Here is a 17,587-nt window from a genome sequence, read left to right as displayed (position 1 = left end):
ATAACCTGCCAGAACTTACTGCGGCAGCCCAATGTTTTTTGACCAATACCAATATTAAAATAAAGACTTTTCAAGATGTATATACAATTCAGTGACCTTGACCTTGAAGCCCGTGTTTGGGTCTATCAGGCAAACAGAGCGCTTACCAAAGAAGAAACCGGAGTACTTACAGAGACATTAAAATCTGCCTTGGATACCTGGGAAGCACATGGAAAACCGCTCACAGCATCGGGAAAAGTGTTTGAACACCGTTTCGTTGTGATAGGTGTAGACGAGCGCGACGAACTTCCAAGCGGCTGCTCAATTGACAAGTCAGTACACTGGCTGCAACAAATAGGAAGCCAGCTAAATGTAGATTTCTTTGATCGCTCACTGGCCTATTTAGACCATAATAATGAAGTGCAGACGATTCCTGTTCCAAAAATAAAACAGGCCGTTACGGACGAAACGATCACCTCGTCAACCATTATTTTTGACAATCAGATTGCAACAAAAGCGCAATGGATGAACCGATGGAAGACACCGGCTTCAAAAAGTTGGATGGCTCGCTACTTTACCGAACAGCCAAGCGTTTGACTTTGAAAGAATAGCCTTGCTGTGTAGCTTTGTGTGTTCACTTAAAATATCCTGATGAATTTTTTTCGATCAATTGCGGCTTTATGCCTGATGGCACTACTCTGGTCCTGCGATGACAGTGTGGTTTACAAAGCGCATGAAGACATGGAAGACGGCTTATGGTATATTAAAAACAAGCCTGAATTCAAAGTCAAGATTGAAGACACGCTGAGTACGTATAATGTCTATTACATTTTTAGAAACGCACAGCAATACCCATATTACAATTTATACCTCACCCGCAAGGTTACCGGTCCGGATGGCAAACTGATCTCCAATACACTTGAGGAGCTTTTTGTTTCAAACGAAATCACCGGAAAACCTTTCGGCAAAGGTTTGGGTGATCTTTTTGATCACAAAGTACCTATTGTAAAAAACCATTCATTCCCCAAATCAGGAACATACACTTTCCAGCTTTCACAATCTATGCGCCAAAATCCCCTGCCATTTATCATGAGTGTGGGAATCAGTGTGGAAAAAGTACAAACCGAAGTTAATTAAACGTCACGCTCTGTTCTGGGAGTACCATTTCCTTCACCGGCAACACCTGGTTTCTTTTTAGGCTTGTTTCTGTACCTCCGGTAAGGTTTTTTGTGTGGCTGTTGATTTAAATTTTCCTGCTCTTCTTCTTTTTTTTCGATAGCAACTTCATGCACAGGCTCACCTAGCAAAAAACCAATAGGTTCCAGTGATGGTATTGTGTCAAAAACAACCTTTAAGATCGCCGTAACAGGCAATGCCAGAATAAGTCCTGACAAACCCCAGAGCTGTCCGCCCAGAAACAAGGCTACAATCGCCGCAAGCGGATTTACACTTACTTTGGAACCCACGATGTTCGGTGTGATAAAATTACCTTCCAGAAACTGAACAAAACTCATTACACCAATAACGCCCACCGCATACCATGGCGAATCCATTGTTACAATGCTTAATAAAGCAGGCAATATGGAGCCTATTAAAATACCGATATATGGAATAAGAATCAGGAAGCCGGCGAGAAAACCAAAAAATATCGCATGAGGAACTCCTAAAAGTAATAATCCAATGCTATTGAGCACACCCACAATCAGGATCACAAGGAATAATCCTGAAAGATAACTTTGAATCACAACGTATATTTTTTTAAGCAATGCATTTAATTCATCCTTTGGAACACGATGGATTGCTTTGTGTACAAATCTTCTGAAAAAATCACGGTATAACAGGAAGAAGAAGATATACAACGGTATTAGTATAAACGTAGAAATTGCGCCTGTGGTGGTCACAAGTGTGTTAAGTAGAAATGCCCTTCCTTCACTTAATCCGTTGATCAGATATTTCTTTGCTTCGGTCACTTGTTGGCTTCTCGTGAGATTCAGGTAACGCTCGCCCATCGTTAGCGTTTGATCCAGAATAACTTCCGCCTTTTTAGTAATCCTGGGTAACTCTTCTGTAAAACTTCCAATTTGAACTGATACCAGATAGACCAACATAACAATACATACCGATAGAGCTAGTATACTCAACAGAATTGCTCCAATCCGCGGAACTTTGTGACGCTCAAGCCAGGCGCATAATGGATGAAGCAAAATGGCCAGCAATACAGAAAATGCCAGTGGAATGATGGTTTCGCGTAATATGTACAGAATGTACACAATGGCGATTAACGCCACCAGCGTGGAGGCCAGTTTCAGGTACAAGGGTGTTTCTCTATCTTTGCCTGTAACCGAACGAGATGAAAAATTCATGAGTAAGTTAATGTATCTGTGGTTTGCCGTGAAAACCGTATTGTGTACCTGCCAACCCGATCATAAGGAGAATGGTTTCGAAAAAGTACGCTCACAATACAAAATTACTAAAATAGGCAAGCTTCCGGCTGTTGCTAATGAAAGTTCGGGATTGGCCTATGCAAAGCGCCCCGATTCTTTCTGGACACACAACGACAGCGGCGGCAAACCAGAATTATACGAGATCAGCAAAAAAGGAGAACTTTTGTCTGTCAGGCCCGTCACGGATGCTGGTAATGTGGATTGGGAAGACCTGGCAGAGGACGATAAAGGCAACATCTTTATTGGTGATTTTGGCAACAATGGCAATGCAAGAAAAAATCTTACCATTTACAAACTACCTAAGGATCAGGACACTGCTGAAAAAATTACATTTCAATATACAAATCAGACTGAGTTTCCTCCCGCTCCGGAAAAATTATATTATGACAGTGAGGCTTTTTTCCACTACAATAATCAGTTGTATTTATTTTCTAAAAACCGGAGCACAAAAGATCATCTGGTGTTTCTTTATAAGCTGTCCGACCAGCCAGGAAAATTCTCATTATCTCCCACTGACAGCATCAATATAAAAACCCAGGTTACTTCCGCCGACATAAGTCCTGATGGAAAAACCTTCGCTTTGCTTACCTATGGAAAAGTTTTGCTATTTTCCGTAGAAAACGGCGAGGTAAATTTTAAGCAACCTCTTGGCTGTTTCAGAATGGTAAAAAAACAAGCAGAAGCTCTTTTGTTTTTGAACAATACCGATATGCTGATCACCAATGAACAGGGGCAAATTTACCGTGTTACCCATCCTTGATATTATGTTTATGTTAACAAAGTGATAAAACATGTAATGTCATAATCACATCTGTTAATTTCGAATTCGATTTAACAACACAAATAAAAATGAGCACCGCAAAAACGCTACATGCTACACCGAAAGTATTAGTAGTTGATGACGATTCAGATATTGTAGAACTTCTGGAATACAATTTAGTTAAAGAAGGATACTCTGTTTTAACCGCCTCCAATGGCAAGAAAGCAATCGAGATAGCCAAAACATTTATCCCCGACCTCATTTTACTTGACATCATGATGCCTCAGCTGGATGGCATCGAAACCGGCAGAATACTACGCCAGAACGCCGATCTTAAAAATACATACATCCTTTTTCTTACAGCGCGTTCGGAAGAATACTCGGAGGTAGCTGCTTTTGAAGTGGGTGCCGACGATTACATCACGAAGCCTATTAAGCCAAGAGCTCTGATGAGCCGCATCAACGCTTTGTTTCGCAGAGAAGCTCAGAAAGCCGATTCGGGTGATCAGATCGAGATACTGGATCTGACTATAAACCGGAAAAATTATACCGTTACCCAACAAGGCGAGAAATCGACGGTGTTGCCTAAGAAGGAATTCGAATTATTATTTTTCCTCGCTCAAACTCCCAATAAGGTTTTTAACCGCGATGAATTGCTCCAAAAAATATGGGGAGCTGATATTTATGTGCTGGAAAGAACTGTGGATGTACACATCAGGAAACTGCGGGAAAAACTGGGCGACCGCTACATCAAAACGCTGAAAGGCGTCGGATATATGTTCAGCAACGAAGCAGTTTGAAAACATTCGTCTGTCAAAATTGTCAGGAAAGGTATATCACCTTTCCTTTCTTTTTTTTCTGTCCTTTTTTCTGAAAGCCATTTTGATATTTACCTCTCCATTTTCATCAATCGCTTTCAAAAATATTTTAGAACCTTCTTTTTTCTCCGGATTGTTTGGATCAAGCACATAAGTAGAATCCCTCTTTTTTAAATTACTCAGTGGAATACCGATGTTAATATCTGTTTTCTTACCAAAGCTGTATACACCATCCACAAACAGGGTAATCACATTCGATTCTATTTCCATCGGTTCTATTTCAATCTCTTGTCCATTGAGTCGAAATGTATTTGTAATTGGCGCAAATTGAACACTTTCAAAATTCCTGTTTTTAAATAGAAGTTTTTTCATTTTAAGAAACGGCACAAAATTATTGATAAAGCCATTTCTGAGATTAATGTGCAGCTCTCCTTTCATTGAAGCTGGCACCACCTGAACGTTATTATTCAGTAGGCTCTCAAAATCAAATTCCGTGCTCAATCGACCTTTCAGATTTTTATCCGTCAGAGTTTTTTGTCCGAAGTTATCAAATGAATAGAATACGCTCTGAACATCTGCATTGGACACTTTCCCCCGCAAGGAAAGTTTTGGCAATGGATTCGCTCCGGAATTATCCATCTCTCCCGACACCCGTACCAGCGCTCCTTTAAAGGCCTTCATTACAAAATACTCGATTCGGAGTGCGTTGTCTTTCACCGTAAACTCGCCCTTCATGTTTGACGCTGCAAATCGCTTGTAACTTACTTTGTCAGCATTTAGTTTGGCCGTGATTTCAATTTGATCAATGGCATCGTCCAGCAACTCAGAAAGTTTAAGTTGATTTTTTCTTCGTTTCACTACCTGCTGACGCGGAGCAAGCAAAGTTTCCAGCCAATTGAGCTTCCAATTGGGGATGTTGATATTAACCAGCGAACGTAAAGGTTTCGGTGAACCAAATAGATAGGGAATGAGATCAATTACACTGCCTTTAAGGTATAGCATATTAGGTCCGTCGGAGAAACTCAGATCTGAGAACACGAAAGATTTTTCATTAAAAACCACATCTCCGCTTATTTTTCTTAACTGAACCTGTCTTGGTAAATAATCCATCCCCAAATTCCGTAAAGACACTTTTCCCCACAGTTTTCCATTGAAACGATCCGTGGATGCATCATAGAATTTGTTTAAACTTCCATTAAAATGAAAATCAATATGCGCCCGGCCATTTTTGAAACGGTAACGCGTAGGATCCAGCAACTGATCCAGATTGGATGAATCCGCATTTAAATAACCGTCCAGCTTTGCATGAGGATCTACGAAATTATTCACAACAAGTTTAACACTGAATGGTATTTTACCAAAATATCCTTTCACATTGGGGGCTGTAAGCCTGGCGTTTAAAGGACCAGGTGATTGAAGAGAATCACCCTGATTGGTATAATAACCTTCGGCAACGACGTTATTCAGACTGCCAATGCGTAGCTCATATACAAACGGATGTGTTTTGAAACGAAGATTGACCTTTGGTTTTTCGCCTTTTCCCCTACCCAGAAGTCTCACATCGGTGTCAACAAGCGACTTAACACCGATTGAATCGATTTGTGCTCTTACCTTTTGCGGAAGTAGTGGCAACGCATGATCCACAGCAATGGCTTTTGCCTGAAAATTGAGTTGAAAAGGATTCAGCGTGTCCCGAAGATTGAACACGCCACTGATATTAATTTTATCTTGTGTGCTGGTCTCCAATACGGATGGATAAATTGTCAGCTTTTTCTCGTTTTCCCTGTATGAAAGCAGCATATTGATATTTGTTTCCTGATTGATCAGAAAACCTCCTTTTTCCGGCTTGAAGATCAAGCCATTGAAATAGACCGAACCAGAGAAATTGGCATTGGTAGCAGTGTCTGTTAAGGTGATGAGATTCTTTGCATCACGAAAGAGCCCTCCATAGCCTTTCCCCGTGGTGGAGTCGGCGTAACTTACAGCAAAATTGATAAAACGAAGATTACTTAGTTTTTTTATAAATCCGTCTTTACTTCCTGCGTTGTCCTTTTGAGTTTTGTCCTGATCAGCTTTCTTAAATATCGTAAGATTGGAGTAGCCGTCCTTTCTCACAAAAATCCGCAGACTTCCGTTTTGCAGTACCAGATTTTTTATTTTAATATCGCCTTTATACAACCCGTTTAAATCCAAAGTTGCATGAAGTAATTCCAAATCAAGGAACGGGGTATGGTGCTCTTTATAAAGGCTGTCAGTAATTTTCACATTGGCAAGGGTAAAATTAAGACCGAAACCTCCACGGAAAGGCCGAAACCTAAAATCCCCTATTTCCAGATTACCATTCAACTGTTCATTAACCATTTCCTGCACCTTACGAAACAGTTCTTCCCTGTTGCGGTACAGCCATAGCTCTACTGCACCAAAAAGCAAAATGCCTACCAACGCAACAATTCCGGTAATTTTTAAAAATTTCGAAAACATGAAAAGAGGGAATGATTAACCACAATATGGCAACAAAACAGTTACGCGCCAGTGGTATGATAAAGGAATGTTACTAATAACATGCCACAAAATACTTTGCCCTGGATTGTTAACAGAGGTTGCACCTGTCAATTTCGCTATTCACAGCAAAAAATGCTAGTTTTGCGCACTCTTTTGTATACGAAGAGGTAATGATCATAAAATACTGCGAATAAAAATGCTACTAAGCGAACAGGAAATTTTACGCCGGCAGAAGCGCGAAGAGTTAATGCGCATGGGTATAGAACCATATCCAACCGAAGAATTTACGGTGAATACTTACGCCGCAGATATCAATAAAAACTACGAGAACAATAAGATTGATTATAAGAATGTGACCATGGCCGGCCGTTTGATGGGATTCCGGATTATGGGAAGTGCGGCCTTTGCTGAGATGCAGGATAGCAGCGGCCGTATACAACTATACTTCCGCCGCGACGACCTTTGCCCGGGCGACGACAAAACTCTCTACAACACGGTGTTTAAGAAGTTGCTCGATATCGGTGACATCATTGGTGTAAAAGGCTTTGTGTTCACTACGCAAACAGGTGAAATATCTGTTCATGTGCAGGAATTCAAACTATTAAATAAATCTCTTCGTCCTCTGCCTGTTGTGAAGCGCGATGAGGAAGGAAACATCTATGACGGATTTACAGACCCTGAATTGCGTTATCGCCAGCGTTATGTGGATTTGATCGTTAATCCTGATGTACGCGATATTTTTATCAAGCGCGCCAGGATTATTACCACCATGCGTTCTTACTTTGACTCAAAGAGCTGGCTGGAAGTAGAAACGCCTGTGTTACAGACCATCCATGGCGGTGCGGCAGCAAGACCTTTCGAAACACATCACAATGCGTTGGACCTGGGTCTTTACCTGCGTATTGCAACAGAACTTCACCTTAAACGCCTCATTGTAGGCGGTTTCGAGGGAGTATACGAGTTCGGCAAATTGTTCCGGAACGAAGGTATGGATCGTACCCACAATCCGGAATTCACAACGGTGGAGCTATACGTGGCTTACAAAGACTACCTGTGGATGATGAAAATGACCGAAGAAGTGCTGGAAAAGGCTGCTTTCGCTGTTAACGGAACTACAAAAGCAACTTTTGGAGATACTGAGCTTGATTTTGCAGGGCCTTATCCGAGATTAAGTATTACAGATGCCATCCATCAATATACCGGCCTGAATGTAGATGCGCTCGACGAAGTTGCTATCCGTGAAAAATGCCGCGAGTGGGGTATGGAAGTAAATGACAGCATGGGCAAAGGAAAGCTGATTGACGAGATTTTCGGAGAAAAAGTGGAGGAGCATATCATTCAGCCGACTTTCATTACCGATCATCCGGTGGAAATGTCGCCGCTTACCAAAAAGCACCGAAGCAAGCCTGGAATGGTGGAGCGTTTTGAGCTTTTTGTCAACGGAAGAGAAATTGCCAATGCCTATTCTGAGCTCAATGACCCTATTGAACAAAGAGAGCGCTTTGAAGATCAGCTGAAACTGAAAGAGCGGGGGGATGATGAGGCCATGGAGGTGGACGACGATTTCCTGCGGTCGCTTGACTACGGTATGCCCCCTACATCCGGTATTGGAATTGGTATTGACAGGCTAACGATGTTACTCACAAATAATTCGAGTATTCAGGAGGTAATCTTCTTCCCTCAAATGCGTCCTGAAAAGAAACAGGAGATCGCAAAAGATGAAGATTATGTAAATGCCGGCGTACCGGCAGTGTGGATACCTGCATTGCAAAAAATGAATATTCTCACCATTGAGCAGCTTAAAGCCGCCAGTCCCAATAAGATATTCAATGATCTGGGTGGAATGCGCAAGAAGCTCAAAATAGAAGATAAGCTCCCGACTGTGGACGATATAAAAAGCTGGGTGGAATAAGCCTTGAAATCACTTCAAATGAAAAATGCCGGATCGCGAAATCCGGCATTTTTCATTTCTGCAAAAAAAATACAACTATATCTTTTTTACCTGTACAGCGTTAAGACCTTTTTTCCCTTCAACAACCTCGTATTCAACCTGGTCGTTTTCACGAATTGTAAGCCCTCCTAATCCTGTCACATGGACAAAGATGTCTCTGTTTGTGTCGTCTTCAACGATGAAGCCGTATCCCTTAGCTTCATTGAAAAATTTTACAGTACCTGTTGGCATAATGTTGTAAATAAAAAATTAAATAAGGTGAAAATACATCAGAATTGTAACCGCTCCATTTTACCCCTCTTTTCCTTAACCAAACAATTGAGCGATGCACAACCGATTGACAAAAGAAATTTTGGAATTTTTAATCAAGACATCTTAATAATAATGAACCACTTACAAATTCCTTAATCACAAAGAAACAAAAATTGTGCGTAAAATAATTTATTTGATTCAATAATTTGAAAATTTACGAGTTAAAGGTAATTTGCTATTTTGCCACTTTTGATTGTAATTTTGCCAAAGCACTTGTAATTGGCGATGAAAATTGCTAAATATGAGGCAATTATTGTAAAAGAGGATATGAACAAGCTTCGGTATTTCGTAGAGGATCAGATATTTGGTGTATGTGCGAAGTTGGGAGAAAGGCTCAATTTTCCAGCCAGTAGTATTCGATTATACTTCATATACGCCACTTTCATGACTTTCGGGTCTCCCATCATACTTTATCTTGTGCTTGCTTTCTGGCTGGAACTACGCCAGCACTGGAGAAGACACAACAGCCCTACAATCTGGGAACTTTAGGAAATGCAATTCCCGTGAGCTGTGTGAACTTATGTTTTCCTAAAATAAAATATTCCCATACCACACTTCTGTAGTAAAGAGGTGCTCTGTATGTAAATCTTTTTTGACCTTTCGTAAGTGACGGAATCATCGCATAAAATGCGAAATGAGCGCGTACGATAGCCAATACGTCGGGCCATGCACCAGTAGCCATAAACCGAACACTGGAGATACCATCTAGTACCAGTCTGAAAAAAATTGTTTTCCACCTTCTGCCTTTCGGAAGGTTTTTAAAAAGCATAATCAGGTTATTCCTGTAATTCAGAAATGTCTTTTTGGGATTTGATTTGTGCAATGTACCACCTCCTACATGATACACTGTTGATTTCCCGGAGTAGGTAATCCGATACCCCAAATTGAGCAAACGCCAGCAAAGATCGATTTCCTCCATATGGGCAAAAAATCGCTGGTCAAATCCATTGGCTTCATGAAAAGCATCGGCCTTTACGAATAAGCAAGCACCCGTTGCCCAGAATACATCCCGCTCGTCATCATACTGCCCGAAATCCTCTTCCCGTGTATCAAAAATTCTTCCACGGCAGAATGGATAACCCAGATAATCCATGTAGCCCCCGGCTGCACCGGCATATTCAAAATGTGTTCGCAAGTCATATGCCAGGATTTTTGGCTGACAGGCAGCTATCTTTTCATCAGATTCCATGTAGGATATCACGGGCTCAATCCAACCGTCCGTAACCTCTATATCTGAATTGAGCAGTATATAATAGTCGGATTTAATTTGCATAAGTGCCTCATTATAACCACCCGCATAACCTTTGTTCTCTGAAATAGCAAGCGTTTTTACCAGTGGATAATGCGTATGAAGCCATTCCATGGATTGATCTGACGACGCATTATCAGCTACCCATATGTCGTATCCCACAGAGTGTGCGATCACACCCGGCAGGAACTGCTCAAGATAATGTTTACCGTTAAAATTCAGGATAACAATTGCAACACTGGGGAGGGTCATGAAAAGCGTGTATTATTTCATTAATCCACCCAGATCCAAACCCGGAATATTAGGAAGAACTCCGTCTGTAGCCTTTTGAAGATGTTCTTTAATCTTAGGTTCAATACGCTCATAAGCCTTGTTAACAGCTGCCACGATAAGATCCTGAAGCATTTCTTTGTCATCCGGATTGATCAGGTCTTTATCAATATCCAGTCCGATCAAACTTTTTTGCCCATTTACGGTAGCCTTTACCATTCCTCCACCCGACTCGGCTGTTTCAATAATGGTTGCCAATTGTTCCTGAGCATCTTTCATACGAGACTGAAGGTCTTTCATTTTCCCCATCAGCCCCATCATATCTGCCATATTTCCAAACATATCTCTAATATTTTATAGTACTATATAAACCCGAAATGGCCACAAAGGTTCTATCTCAGGAGCATAAAAGTACCGCTTTTTTCAACTTTTTGGTCAAGATCATCTTTGAAAGTAATTTTATAAAGATACCATCCAAGTTCCGCAAGTTCATTTTTCACCTTTCCATTCCATCCTAAATTTTGATCTGTTGTATGAAAGACAACTCCTCCCCAACGATTATAGATAGTAAAACTATAGGATGTCAATTCAGTAGTGATTGGCTTTATGTCATCATTTTTAAAATCATCATTGGGTGTAAATGCAGTTGGAAAGAAGATATCAGTATTTCTTTTATATACAACTGCATTGGAAAGACTTTCCCAGTTACCATTGTCAGAAGTTGCTTTAATCTGAAAAGTGTACTCGGGATCACTATCAGAGTCCAGCCTAGCCGTAAAAGACAGATTAGGCCCAACAACAATTTCCTGTGCGCTACCACTGCTACCGGTTTGCAACATGGTATAATCATCAATAGGCTCCAAAAAAGGCAGATCATTAGACCATGTAAAAGTGGAATGTTTTTTTTGAAGTAGAATGGTGCATATCGGAGGTGTGGCAGGATAATGTTGCCCGCAGGATGAGTAGCTCAATTTATAACAATATGACTGATCAGATGGATGAACATTATTGTCGTCAAGATATTCATTCTGGGAATTAAGAATCATAACCCTTTTGAACAGGCCACTTACACTTTCTGCCCTTTCAATCGTCAGGTCGTAGGATTTTCCAGGCGCTTCGGCTACTATGAGTACTTTATCTCCACTTACACTCACCGACGCTTTCGCCAGACCTACACTTCCTGTGTTATCTACCTTAATCAATTCCTCCGCGGATTTTGAGGAGGCACCTACTAATATCGCTTTTACATAATATACCTCAACGTCACCACAGTCAACATCTGTATCCGTAAATTCGACTTCTCCGATATCATTAAATGTTTTGTACAAATTCCCATTTTTATACAATTCGTAACTCTTAAAATCACCCGCAACCGGATATTTATTCCAAGATAATTTTACCGCGCCACTATTTGACACAGCCTTGATAGCCATACTGGTTATTGGCTTTGATGGTAGACTGCCTCCGCAATTATCAATCGACATTAACCTAACCGTGTAAGCTACATCTTTAATCACTGGCTTGATAGAAAATGTGTTAGTCCCACCCAACGACCAACTTCCACCATTCGTAAAGTTTGCACCTCCGTCAGCACTGTACTGCACCTGCGTTTTAATTGCATCAATCCCTTTGTAAGTAAAAGACAAACTTCCGCCGGCTGACATTTCGAGAGTGTTGACTTGAATGCCTGCTAGCTCCGCTACCTCAAATTTTATTGGGATAGATTTCGGGACACCCTCTTTACAACCGGTAGAATTATTATGCAAGCCTGTAATCTTTACAGTTGGAGAAACTGAAGTGCTGGTGTATGTATGTGGCAAAATTAGAGCATCTCCTTTGTTCCATTTCTTAATTGGCGATCCATCTCCCCAGTTTATTTCTATTTGATCGTAGGCGTTAAGCACCACATCCTGAGTAAGAACTAAATTAATATTCCCACCGCCACAGGAGCTGTAACTGGCCGTAACACCACTACTTTCGATAACTTTTACATTTTCACAATGATATAACGTTTGACCATTTGTTGTAAAAACTCTCTGTAAAACTGTATAGTTACCTGGGAAATTATAGGAAAATGTAAGGCTAGGAAGAAGATCTAAGTAAGCCAGGTTTTGTGTGGATGTTCCATCGTATCTGGTAACATACCCTATGCCCTCATTAGCTGGATTAGACACCAAATTCGTAACTTTGATTGGAGCCGCAACGCAGACCTCGGTACTGCTCAATGTAAAACTTCCTCCTTCCCTGCTACACAACCCTTGTGCTGACACTCTGCCACCAATCAATAATAAAGCTACGCCGTATACTAAGTGTGTTTTCAATTTCATAATTAACTTTTTAAACCAAATAGCCTTATCCCTGTTGAAAGGTCCAGGACACAGATTTTAAAAACGAAGGTGCAAATTTAAGAGATTTGCCGCTGATTCCCTTACCATTAACTATTAAAAGAAGTGTGATAAGGATTGTAATGTAGTTATCTGACCAGCATCAAACCACCTGTTTTAGAAATGGGCTCACCTTTTAGTGTGGTTGCTTCTATTTTATAGACATAATGTCCATCTGCCGCCGGTTTTCCACTAATATTTCCGTCCCAACCATCCACGGCATTTTCTGACTGGAACACCATTTCTCCCCAACGGCTGTAAATCCTTATTCTGAAAGAATTGGTAAATATGCTTTTCACTTCAAACTTATCATTGTGCGTATCTCCATTCGGGGTAAAGATGTCCGGTATAAGCATGATCACATCTCCGCTGATACTGACTACGTTGGAATAACTGATCATGTTACCCGACTTCGCCTTTACCTTAAAACTACTGTTCCCATCGGCATTCAGATCAATTGCATGCCTCGTTTCAAGTTGCTTTGGCATTTCATCCTGTACCGCTCCTGCCGCATCCATTTTTACCAGATCGTAAGACTCAATACCAGAGGAAAACGGCGACTTATCCGACCAGGAAATATCCTGGATATTATTTGTCAGTAGAATAGAACATATCGGATCGCTTGGCGGGGAAATTTTCTTGCACGAATTTTCGTAAATAAAGCGGTAACAGTAAGAGGTTGAGGAAGTGTTTACATCTGTATCTTCATAGTTAATGCTCTGGTTACCGGGTGGCGAAACCTGCAGAAAATCAGAACTTCCTGCATTTGCACGTTCTACAATCAGATTATAAGTGGAAGTTATCCCATTACCCGAAAAGCTAACCAACGTGGAAACGAGATTGACATCATCCACTGCAACGCTAGCCGTTGTAATTTTTTCAGGATCAGAAGTGGTCGGCACCAACTCCAAAGGTGCAGAATAGGAGCGCACATCACCGTCTGCAACCAATAACTGATAAGTGTACGTTTCCCCGCACTTTACCTTATCATCGGAAAAGAAGAGCGCATCGGCTGAATTGAATACAAGTTCATCTTTGCTTGTTCCGTTATCTCTGAGTATCTGATAAACCAGTGGTCCTCCCGAACTACTGTACGAACTCCAGGTCATGGAATTTGATTCGTCGCTAACAACAATGTCTTTCTTTAGAGCAACGCTGTTGGCTATCGGGCTGTCAGTTGGGTTGTCACAGATATCTTTTGATATTAATTTAAAATTATAAACCTTAGACGGATCAAGCCCTTCAACCAGTATAGATACTTCACCACTCACATGGCTCTTTTTATTGGTTGTTGCGAATTGTCCTCCATCGGAAATAAACAACTCTGATTCAATATCTTGCATACCATTGAAAACAATCAATGCCTTGCCGTCCGCTGACATCTCGATTCTCTTTATTTTGATACTCGCCAAAGATGGAGGGTTAATTAGGCCCGTCAAAGTGTTAGACTTTACTTCGGAAGCACAAAAACCCTGATTGTAAATCCCTTTTATTTTGACGGAAGGATTTATACCTAAGACCTTATCGTGAATAAGTAACCCGCCCTTGTTCACCTTTATCTTTTGTCCATTTCCCCAATCAATCTCGATGGCATCGTATGCCTGGTAAATTGCGTCGTCAACAAGTGTAAGTCTAACCCGTCCGCTTTTACAAGTTGTAAGTTGCGCATTTGGCGCAGCTGTTTCGCGTACCACAATATCTTTACAAGCAGTAAATCCAACCACAGCTGTACCCCATTGTAATATGGTGTATGTCCCTGCCTTTGTATAACTGTATGAGGTGGAACTAGTTCTCAGGATTTTATCAGGAATATCTACTTGACCTTTCGCTAAATCATAAACATATTCAATGAGATCTGCACCCGTTTTCTTATTAGTCACTGTAACCGTCAAAGGTGCACAACCTTCCGACTGTGCAACGTCAAACGCACCACCCCCAGGGTTACTACACACAGGCGCTTGCCCCTTAACCCCAATCGAAAAAAGCAAAAATGGAATAAGCAGGGATAATAAAAGTAATATTCTTTTCATCGGGGTTAGTTTTATACCTGCAAACTGCTATTATTATTGTCAGCGTCGTTGAAACGCATTGAGGTAATCCTTTGTTCTCTGTAATACAAATTCAAAAATAGAACTTTTCCACATTTAGACTGTACCTTTGAATTTTAAAACGAGTTTTTGTTCAAAAGTATTTTTCATCAACTCAATTAATGAACAATAACGGTGATACGACTGTGTTAGATACAATTGAAGAAGCAATAGCTGCGATACGTCGCGGAGAAATGATTATTGTTGTTGACGATGAAGATCGCGAAAACGAGGGCGATTTTATATGTGCTGCCGAACTGATCACACCTGAAATCGTAAATTTCATGGCCCGTGAAGGTCGGGGTTTAATATGTGTTCCCATCACAGAAGAACGTTGCGCGGAGCTTGACCTGGAAATGATGGTCGGTAACAACACAGCATTACACGAAACAGCGTTTACTGTTTCGGTAGATCTTTTAGGACACGGCTGCACAACGGGTATATCGGCAAGCGACCGTGCCAAAACGATTCAGGCGCTGGTAGACCCTGAAACAAAACCCGAAGATCTTGGCCGCCCAGGTCACATTTTCCCATTAAGAGCTAAAAAAGGTGGCGTTTTACGCCGTACCGGCCACACAGAAGCGGCGATTGATTTCCCACGCCTCGCTGGCCTTGCTCCGGCAGGTGTACTTGTTGAGATTCTGAACGAAGATGGCTCCATGGCACGTCTTCCGCAACTTCGGGAAATCGCAAATAAGTTTGACTTGAAGCTGGTCAGCATTAAAGATCTGATCGAATACAGGTTAAAGGAAGAATCGCTGATCAAAAGGGAAATAGGCGTTGATATGCCAACCAATTGGGGGCATTTCGATTTAATCGCTTACCGCCAGATTAATACAGGTGATCTCCATCTTGCCCTTGTAAAAGGGACCTGGGAAAAAGACGAACCTGTACTGGTTCGCGTCCATTCGTCCTGCGTTACCGGTGATATCTTTGGATCATGCCGCTGCGACTGTGGTCCTCAGCTACACGCAGCGATGGAAATGGTTGATAAGGCAGGAAAAGGTGTTATCGTATACATGAACCAGGAAGGACGAGGCATAGGTCTGCTCAACAAACTGAAAGCTTACAAACTTCAGGAAATGGGCCGCGATACTGTGGAAGCCAATCTGGAACTCGGGTTTACAAGCGATGAGCGTGATTATGGCGTCGGTGCACAAATATTGCGTGACCTGGAAGTTTCAAAAATAAAATTGATTTCCAACAATCCGAAAAAGCGTGCCGGGCTGATTGGCTACGGTCTGGAAATAGTTGACTCAGTGGCTATTGAAATCGCATCCAATCCGCATAACGAGAATTATCTTATTACAAAAAGGGATAAGATGGGTCACAATCTAAGCAATCTTACTTTCCCTGTAAACAAAGGATGAGTCAGGTAAAACGCGCTTTAACGAGTGAAGATATCAGTAAATGTCGCAGAGCTATTCAGGCTTTACGACCTTTGCTGACTGACGAACTGTACCATGAAGCTGTTAGTAAAACACTGGCAGACAATCGTCAGCTTATCTACATCGAAGGAAACGGTGAGGCAGCGGGCATAGCAGTATTCGAAACCGGATATAATCTTTTTCGCGGAAAGTACATTTACATCGACGATCTTTCAACATTACCCGAATATCGCGGAAACGGTTATGCGGGAATTCTGCTGGACTGGATTTTTGAATATGCCAAACAGCAAGGCTTTGATCAGGTTGATCTGGATTCCGGGGTCAGTGAAACTCGCACGGATGCACACAGGCTGTATCTTAACAAGCGGTTTCAGGTGGCGAGTTTGCACTTCGTCGCAAAACTTTAATATTAATAAGAGCTCCGGATTACAAGGAGCTTTTTCTTAAAAACAGAATTATACATACATGAATATTCATCAGGTTTTTGAAGCATTTAACTCACTTCGTGTACTCGTAATTGGTGATGTAATGCTTGATTCTTACGTCTGGGGAAAAGTTGATCGCATATCTCCCGAAGCACCAGTGCCGGTAGTTAATGTTCAAAAAAGAGAATATCGACTTGGCGGAGCAGGGAATGTACTGTTGAACGTTCAGGCGTTGGGAGCAGAAGCCATCATTTGTACGGTAATTGGCACCGATTCTCCCGGAGATCTACTTCATAATAGTTTGGTAGAAAAGGGATTAAACTGCGAAGGGTTGATTCGTAGCGACAATCGTATCACAACTATTAAAGAAAGAATTATCGCTGGCTCGCAGCAAGTTGTAAGAATTGACACCGAAACGGACAAACCTATCGACCGTCAGGAAACAGCAAGACTGATAGCCAAGGCGAAGGAATTGATTCCTTCTTGCCAGGTGATTATTTTTGAAGATTACGACAAAGGTGTTCTTACACCAGAGTCAATTTCCGAAATTACCGACTTTGCAAATGAACATAATGTTCCGACGGTTGTAGATCCCAAGAAACGGAATTTTCTTGCCTACAACAATACAACGCTATTCAAACCAAACCTGAAAGAACTGAGAGAGGGTTTGAAAATAGACTTTAATGTTGATAATCCGGAAGAGCTCAGAGCTACGGTTCAGCACTTGAAAGAAACACTCAACGTGAAAGGAGCATTAATTACACTTTCTGAGCGAGGTGTTTTTATTGATTTTGAAGAAGAAATCCACAAGCTTCCTGCCCATATTCGTCAAATCGCCGACGTATCCGGAGCCGGAGACACCGTTATCAGCATTGCAGCCTGTTGTGTTGCATTGGGCCTTCCTCCCAAATCCATTGCTGCGATTTCGAATCTGGGCGGTGGACTTGTTTGTGAAATGATAGGCGTAGTTCCAATAGACAAGGAGCTATTGAAAACGGAAGCCGCCAAGCTGAGCTGA

Annotated in this window: 16 protein-coding genes; 9 read left to right on the top strand and 7 right to left on the bottom strand. The window is 41.5% G+C overall.

The window, feature by feature from the left end; translation table 11 throughout:
• Positions 1 to 75: 75 nt before the first annotated feature.
• Positions 76 to 576, top strand: coding sequence for a hypothetical protein (locus LZG71_RS17480; protein WP_233822444.1), 501 nt, complete (start codon positions 76 to 78; stop codon positions 574 to 576).
• A gap of 54 nt (positions 577 to 630) precedes the next feature.
• Positions 631 to 1,116 carry a gliding motility lipoprotein GldH gene (locus LZG71_RS17475; protein WP_233822442.1) on the top strand — a complete coding sequence of 162 codons (486 nt, stop codon included), beginning with the start codon at positions 631 to 633 and terminating at the stop codon, positions 1,114 to 1,116.
• On the opposite strand, the gene LZG71_RS17470 is transcribed toward LZG71_RS17475, so the two are convergent.
• Positions 1,113 to 2,342: an AI-2E family transporter gene (locus LZG71_RS17470; RefSeq protein WP_233822440.1), complete on the bottom strand. Its 1,230-nt coding sequence runs from the start codon at positions 2,340 to 2,342 to the stop codon at positions 1,113 to 1,115. The two genes, LZG71_RS17475 and LZG71_RS17470, sit on opposite strands and share 4 nt — an antisense overlap.
• Between LZG71_RS17470 and LZG71_RS17465 the strand changes: the two genes are divergently transcribed.
• Both LZG71_RS17465 and LZG71_RS17460 read left to right on the top strand, forming a co-directional pair.
• Positions 2,341 to 3,183, top strand: coding sequence for an SdiA-regulated domain-containing protein (locus tag LZG71_RS17465; protein ID WP_233822438.1), 843 nt, complete (start codon positions 2,341 to 2,343; stop codon positions 3,181 to 3,183). The genes LZG71_RS17470 and LZG71_RS17465 overlap by 2 nt on opposite strands.
• An 89-nt stretch (positions 3,184 to 3,272) precedes the next feature.
• The gene (locus LZG71_RS17460; protein ID WP_233822436.1) at positions 3,273 to 3,983 is read left to right on the top strand and encodes a response regulator transcription factor; all 711 of its coding nucleotides are present in this window, start codon (positions 3,273 to 3,275) and stop codon (positions 3,981 to 3,983) included.
• 36 nt (positions 3,984 to 4,019) lie between these two features.
• Here LZG71_RS17460 and LZG71_RS17455 read toward each other — a convergent pair whose 3' ends face one another.
• Positions 4,020 to 6,482: an AsmA-like C-terminal region-containing protein gene (locus LZG71_RS17455; RefSeq protein WP_233822434.1), complete on the bottom strand. Its 2,463-nt coding sequence runs from the start codon at positions 6,480 to 6,482 to the stop codon at positions 4,020 to 4,022.
• A 217-nt stretch (positions 6,483 to 6,699) separates the two neighbouring features.
• Here LZG71_RS17455 and lysS point away from each other — a divergent pair, with 217 nt between their 5' ends.
• Positions 6,700 to 8,415: a lysine--tRNA ligase gene (gene lysS / locus LZG71_RS17450; protein WP_233822432.1), complete on the top strand. Its 1,716-nt coding sequence runs from the start codon at positions 6,700 to 6,702 to the stop codon at positions 8,413 to 8,415.
• A 75-nt stretch (positions 8,416 to 8,490) separates the two neighbouring features.
• Here the strand turns inward: lysS and LZG71_RS17445 are convergent, their stop codons facing one another.
• Positions 8,491 to 8,685: a cold-shock protein gene (locus LZG71_RS17445; protein ID WP_026629450.1), complete on the bottom strand. Its 195-nt coding sequence runs from the start codon at positions 8,683 to 8,685 to the stop codon at positions 8,491 to 8,493.
• A 348-nt stretch (positions 8,686 to 9,033) separates the two neighbouring features.
• On the opposite strand from LZG71_RS17445, the gene LZG71_RS17440 reads away from it, so the two are divergent.
• On the top strand, positions 9,034 to 9,255 hold the full coding sequence (locus tag LZG71_RS17440) for a PspC domain-containing protein (protein WP_233822789.1): 222 nt from the start codon (positions 9,034 to 9,036) through the stop codon (positions 9,253 to 9,255).
• Here LZG71_RS17440 and LZG71_RS17435 read toward each other — a convergent pair.
• The 4 genes from LZG71_RS17435 to LZG71_RS17420 all read right to left on the bottom strand — a co-directional run bounded on the left by LZG71_RS17435 (position 9,236) and on the right by LZG71_RS17420 (position 14,699).
• Positions 9,236 to 10,267, bottom strand: a complete 1,032-nt coding sequence (locus tag LZG71_RS17435; protein WP_233822430.1) for a glycosyltransferase family 2 protein — start codon at positions 10,265 to 10,267, stop codon at positions 9,236 to 9,238. The two genes, LZG71_RS17440 and LZG71_RS17435, sit on opposite strands and share 20 nt — an antisense overlap.
• A gap of 12 nt (positions 10,268 to 10,279) precedes the next feature.
• A complete protein-coding gene (locus LZG71_RS17430; protein ID WP_233822428.1) occupies positions 10,280 to 10,627 on the bottom strand; it encodes a YbaB/EbfC family nucleoid-associated protein in 348 nt (115 codons plus the stop codon).
• 50 nt (positions 10,628 to 10,677) lie between these two features.
• Complete coding sequence (locus LZG71_RS17425; protein WP_233822426.1) at positions 10,678 to 12,612, bottom strand: gliding motility-associated C-terminal domain-containing protein; 1,935 nt, start codon at positions 12,610 to 12,612, stop codon at positions 10,678 to 10,680.
• Between the two features lie 146 nt (positions 12,613 to 12,758).
• On the bottom strand, positions 12,759 to 14,699 hold the full coding sequence (locus LZG71_RS17420) for a gliding motility-associated C-terminal domain-containing protein (protein WP_233822424.1): 1,941 nt from the start codon (positions 14,697 to 14,699) through the stop codon (positions 12,759 to 12,761).
• A 179-nt stretch (positions 14,700 to 14,878) separates the two neighbouring features.
• On the opposite strand from LZG71_RS17420, the gene LZG71_RS17415 reads away from it, so the two are divergent.
• From LZG71_RS17415 to LZG71_RS17405, 3 genes are read left to right on the top strand one after another with little or no spacing between them, the layout of a single operon-like run.
• Positions 14,879 to 16,126 (top strand): bifunctional 3,4-dihydroxy-2-butanone-4-phosphate synthase/GTP cyclohydrolase II, encoded by a 1,248-nt coding sequence (locus LZG71_RS17415; RefSeq protein WP_233822422.1) that lies wholly within the window; start codon positions 14,879 to 14,881, stop codon positions 16,124 to 16,126.
• Positions 16,123 to 16,551, top strand: coding sequence for a GNAT family N-acetyltransferase (locus tag LZG71_RS17410; protein WP_233822421.1), 429 nt, complete (start codon positions 16,123 to 16,125; stop codon positions 16,549 to 16,551). The genes LZG71_RS17415 and LZG71_RS17410 overlap by 4 nt, the downstream gene beginning before the upstream one ends.
• A 58-nt stretch (positions 16,552 to 16,609) precedes the next feature.
• On the top strand, positions 16,610 to 17,587 hold the full coding sequence (locus tag LZG71_RS17405; protein ID WP_233822419.1) for a bifunctional heptose 7-phosphate kinase/heptose 1-phosphate adenyltransferase: 978 nt from the start codon (positions 16,610 to 16,612) through the stop codon (positions 17,585 to 17,587).

Source organism: Dyadobacter sp. CY312 (genome assembly GCF_021390535.1).
Classification (GTDB): Bacteria; Bacteroidota; Bacteroidia; order Cytophagales; family Spirosomataceae; genus Dyadobacter.
The sequence above is the reverse complement of the archived record's forward strand: the minus strand, read 5'-3'. Positions and strand labels throughout refer to the sequence as shown.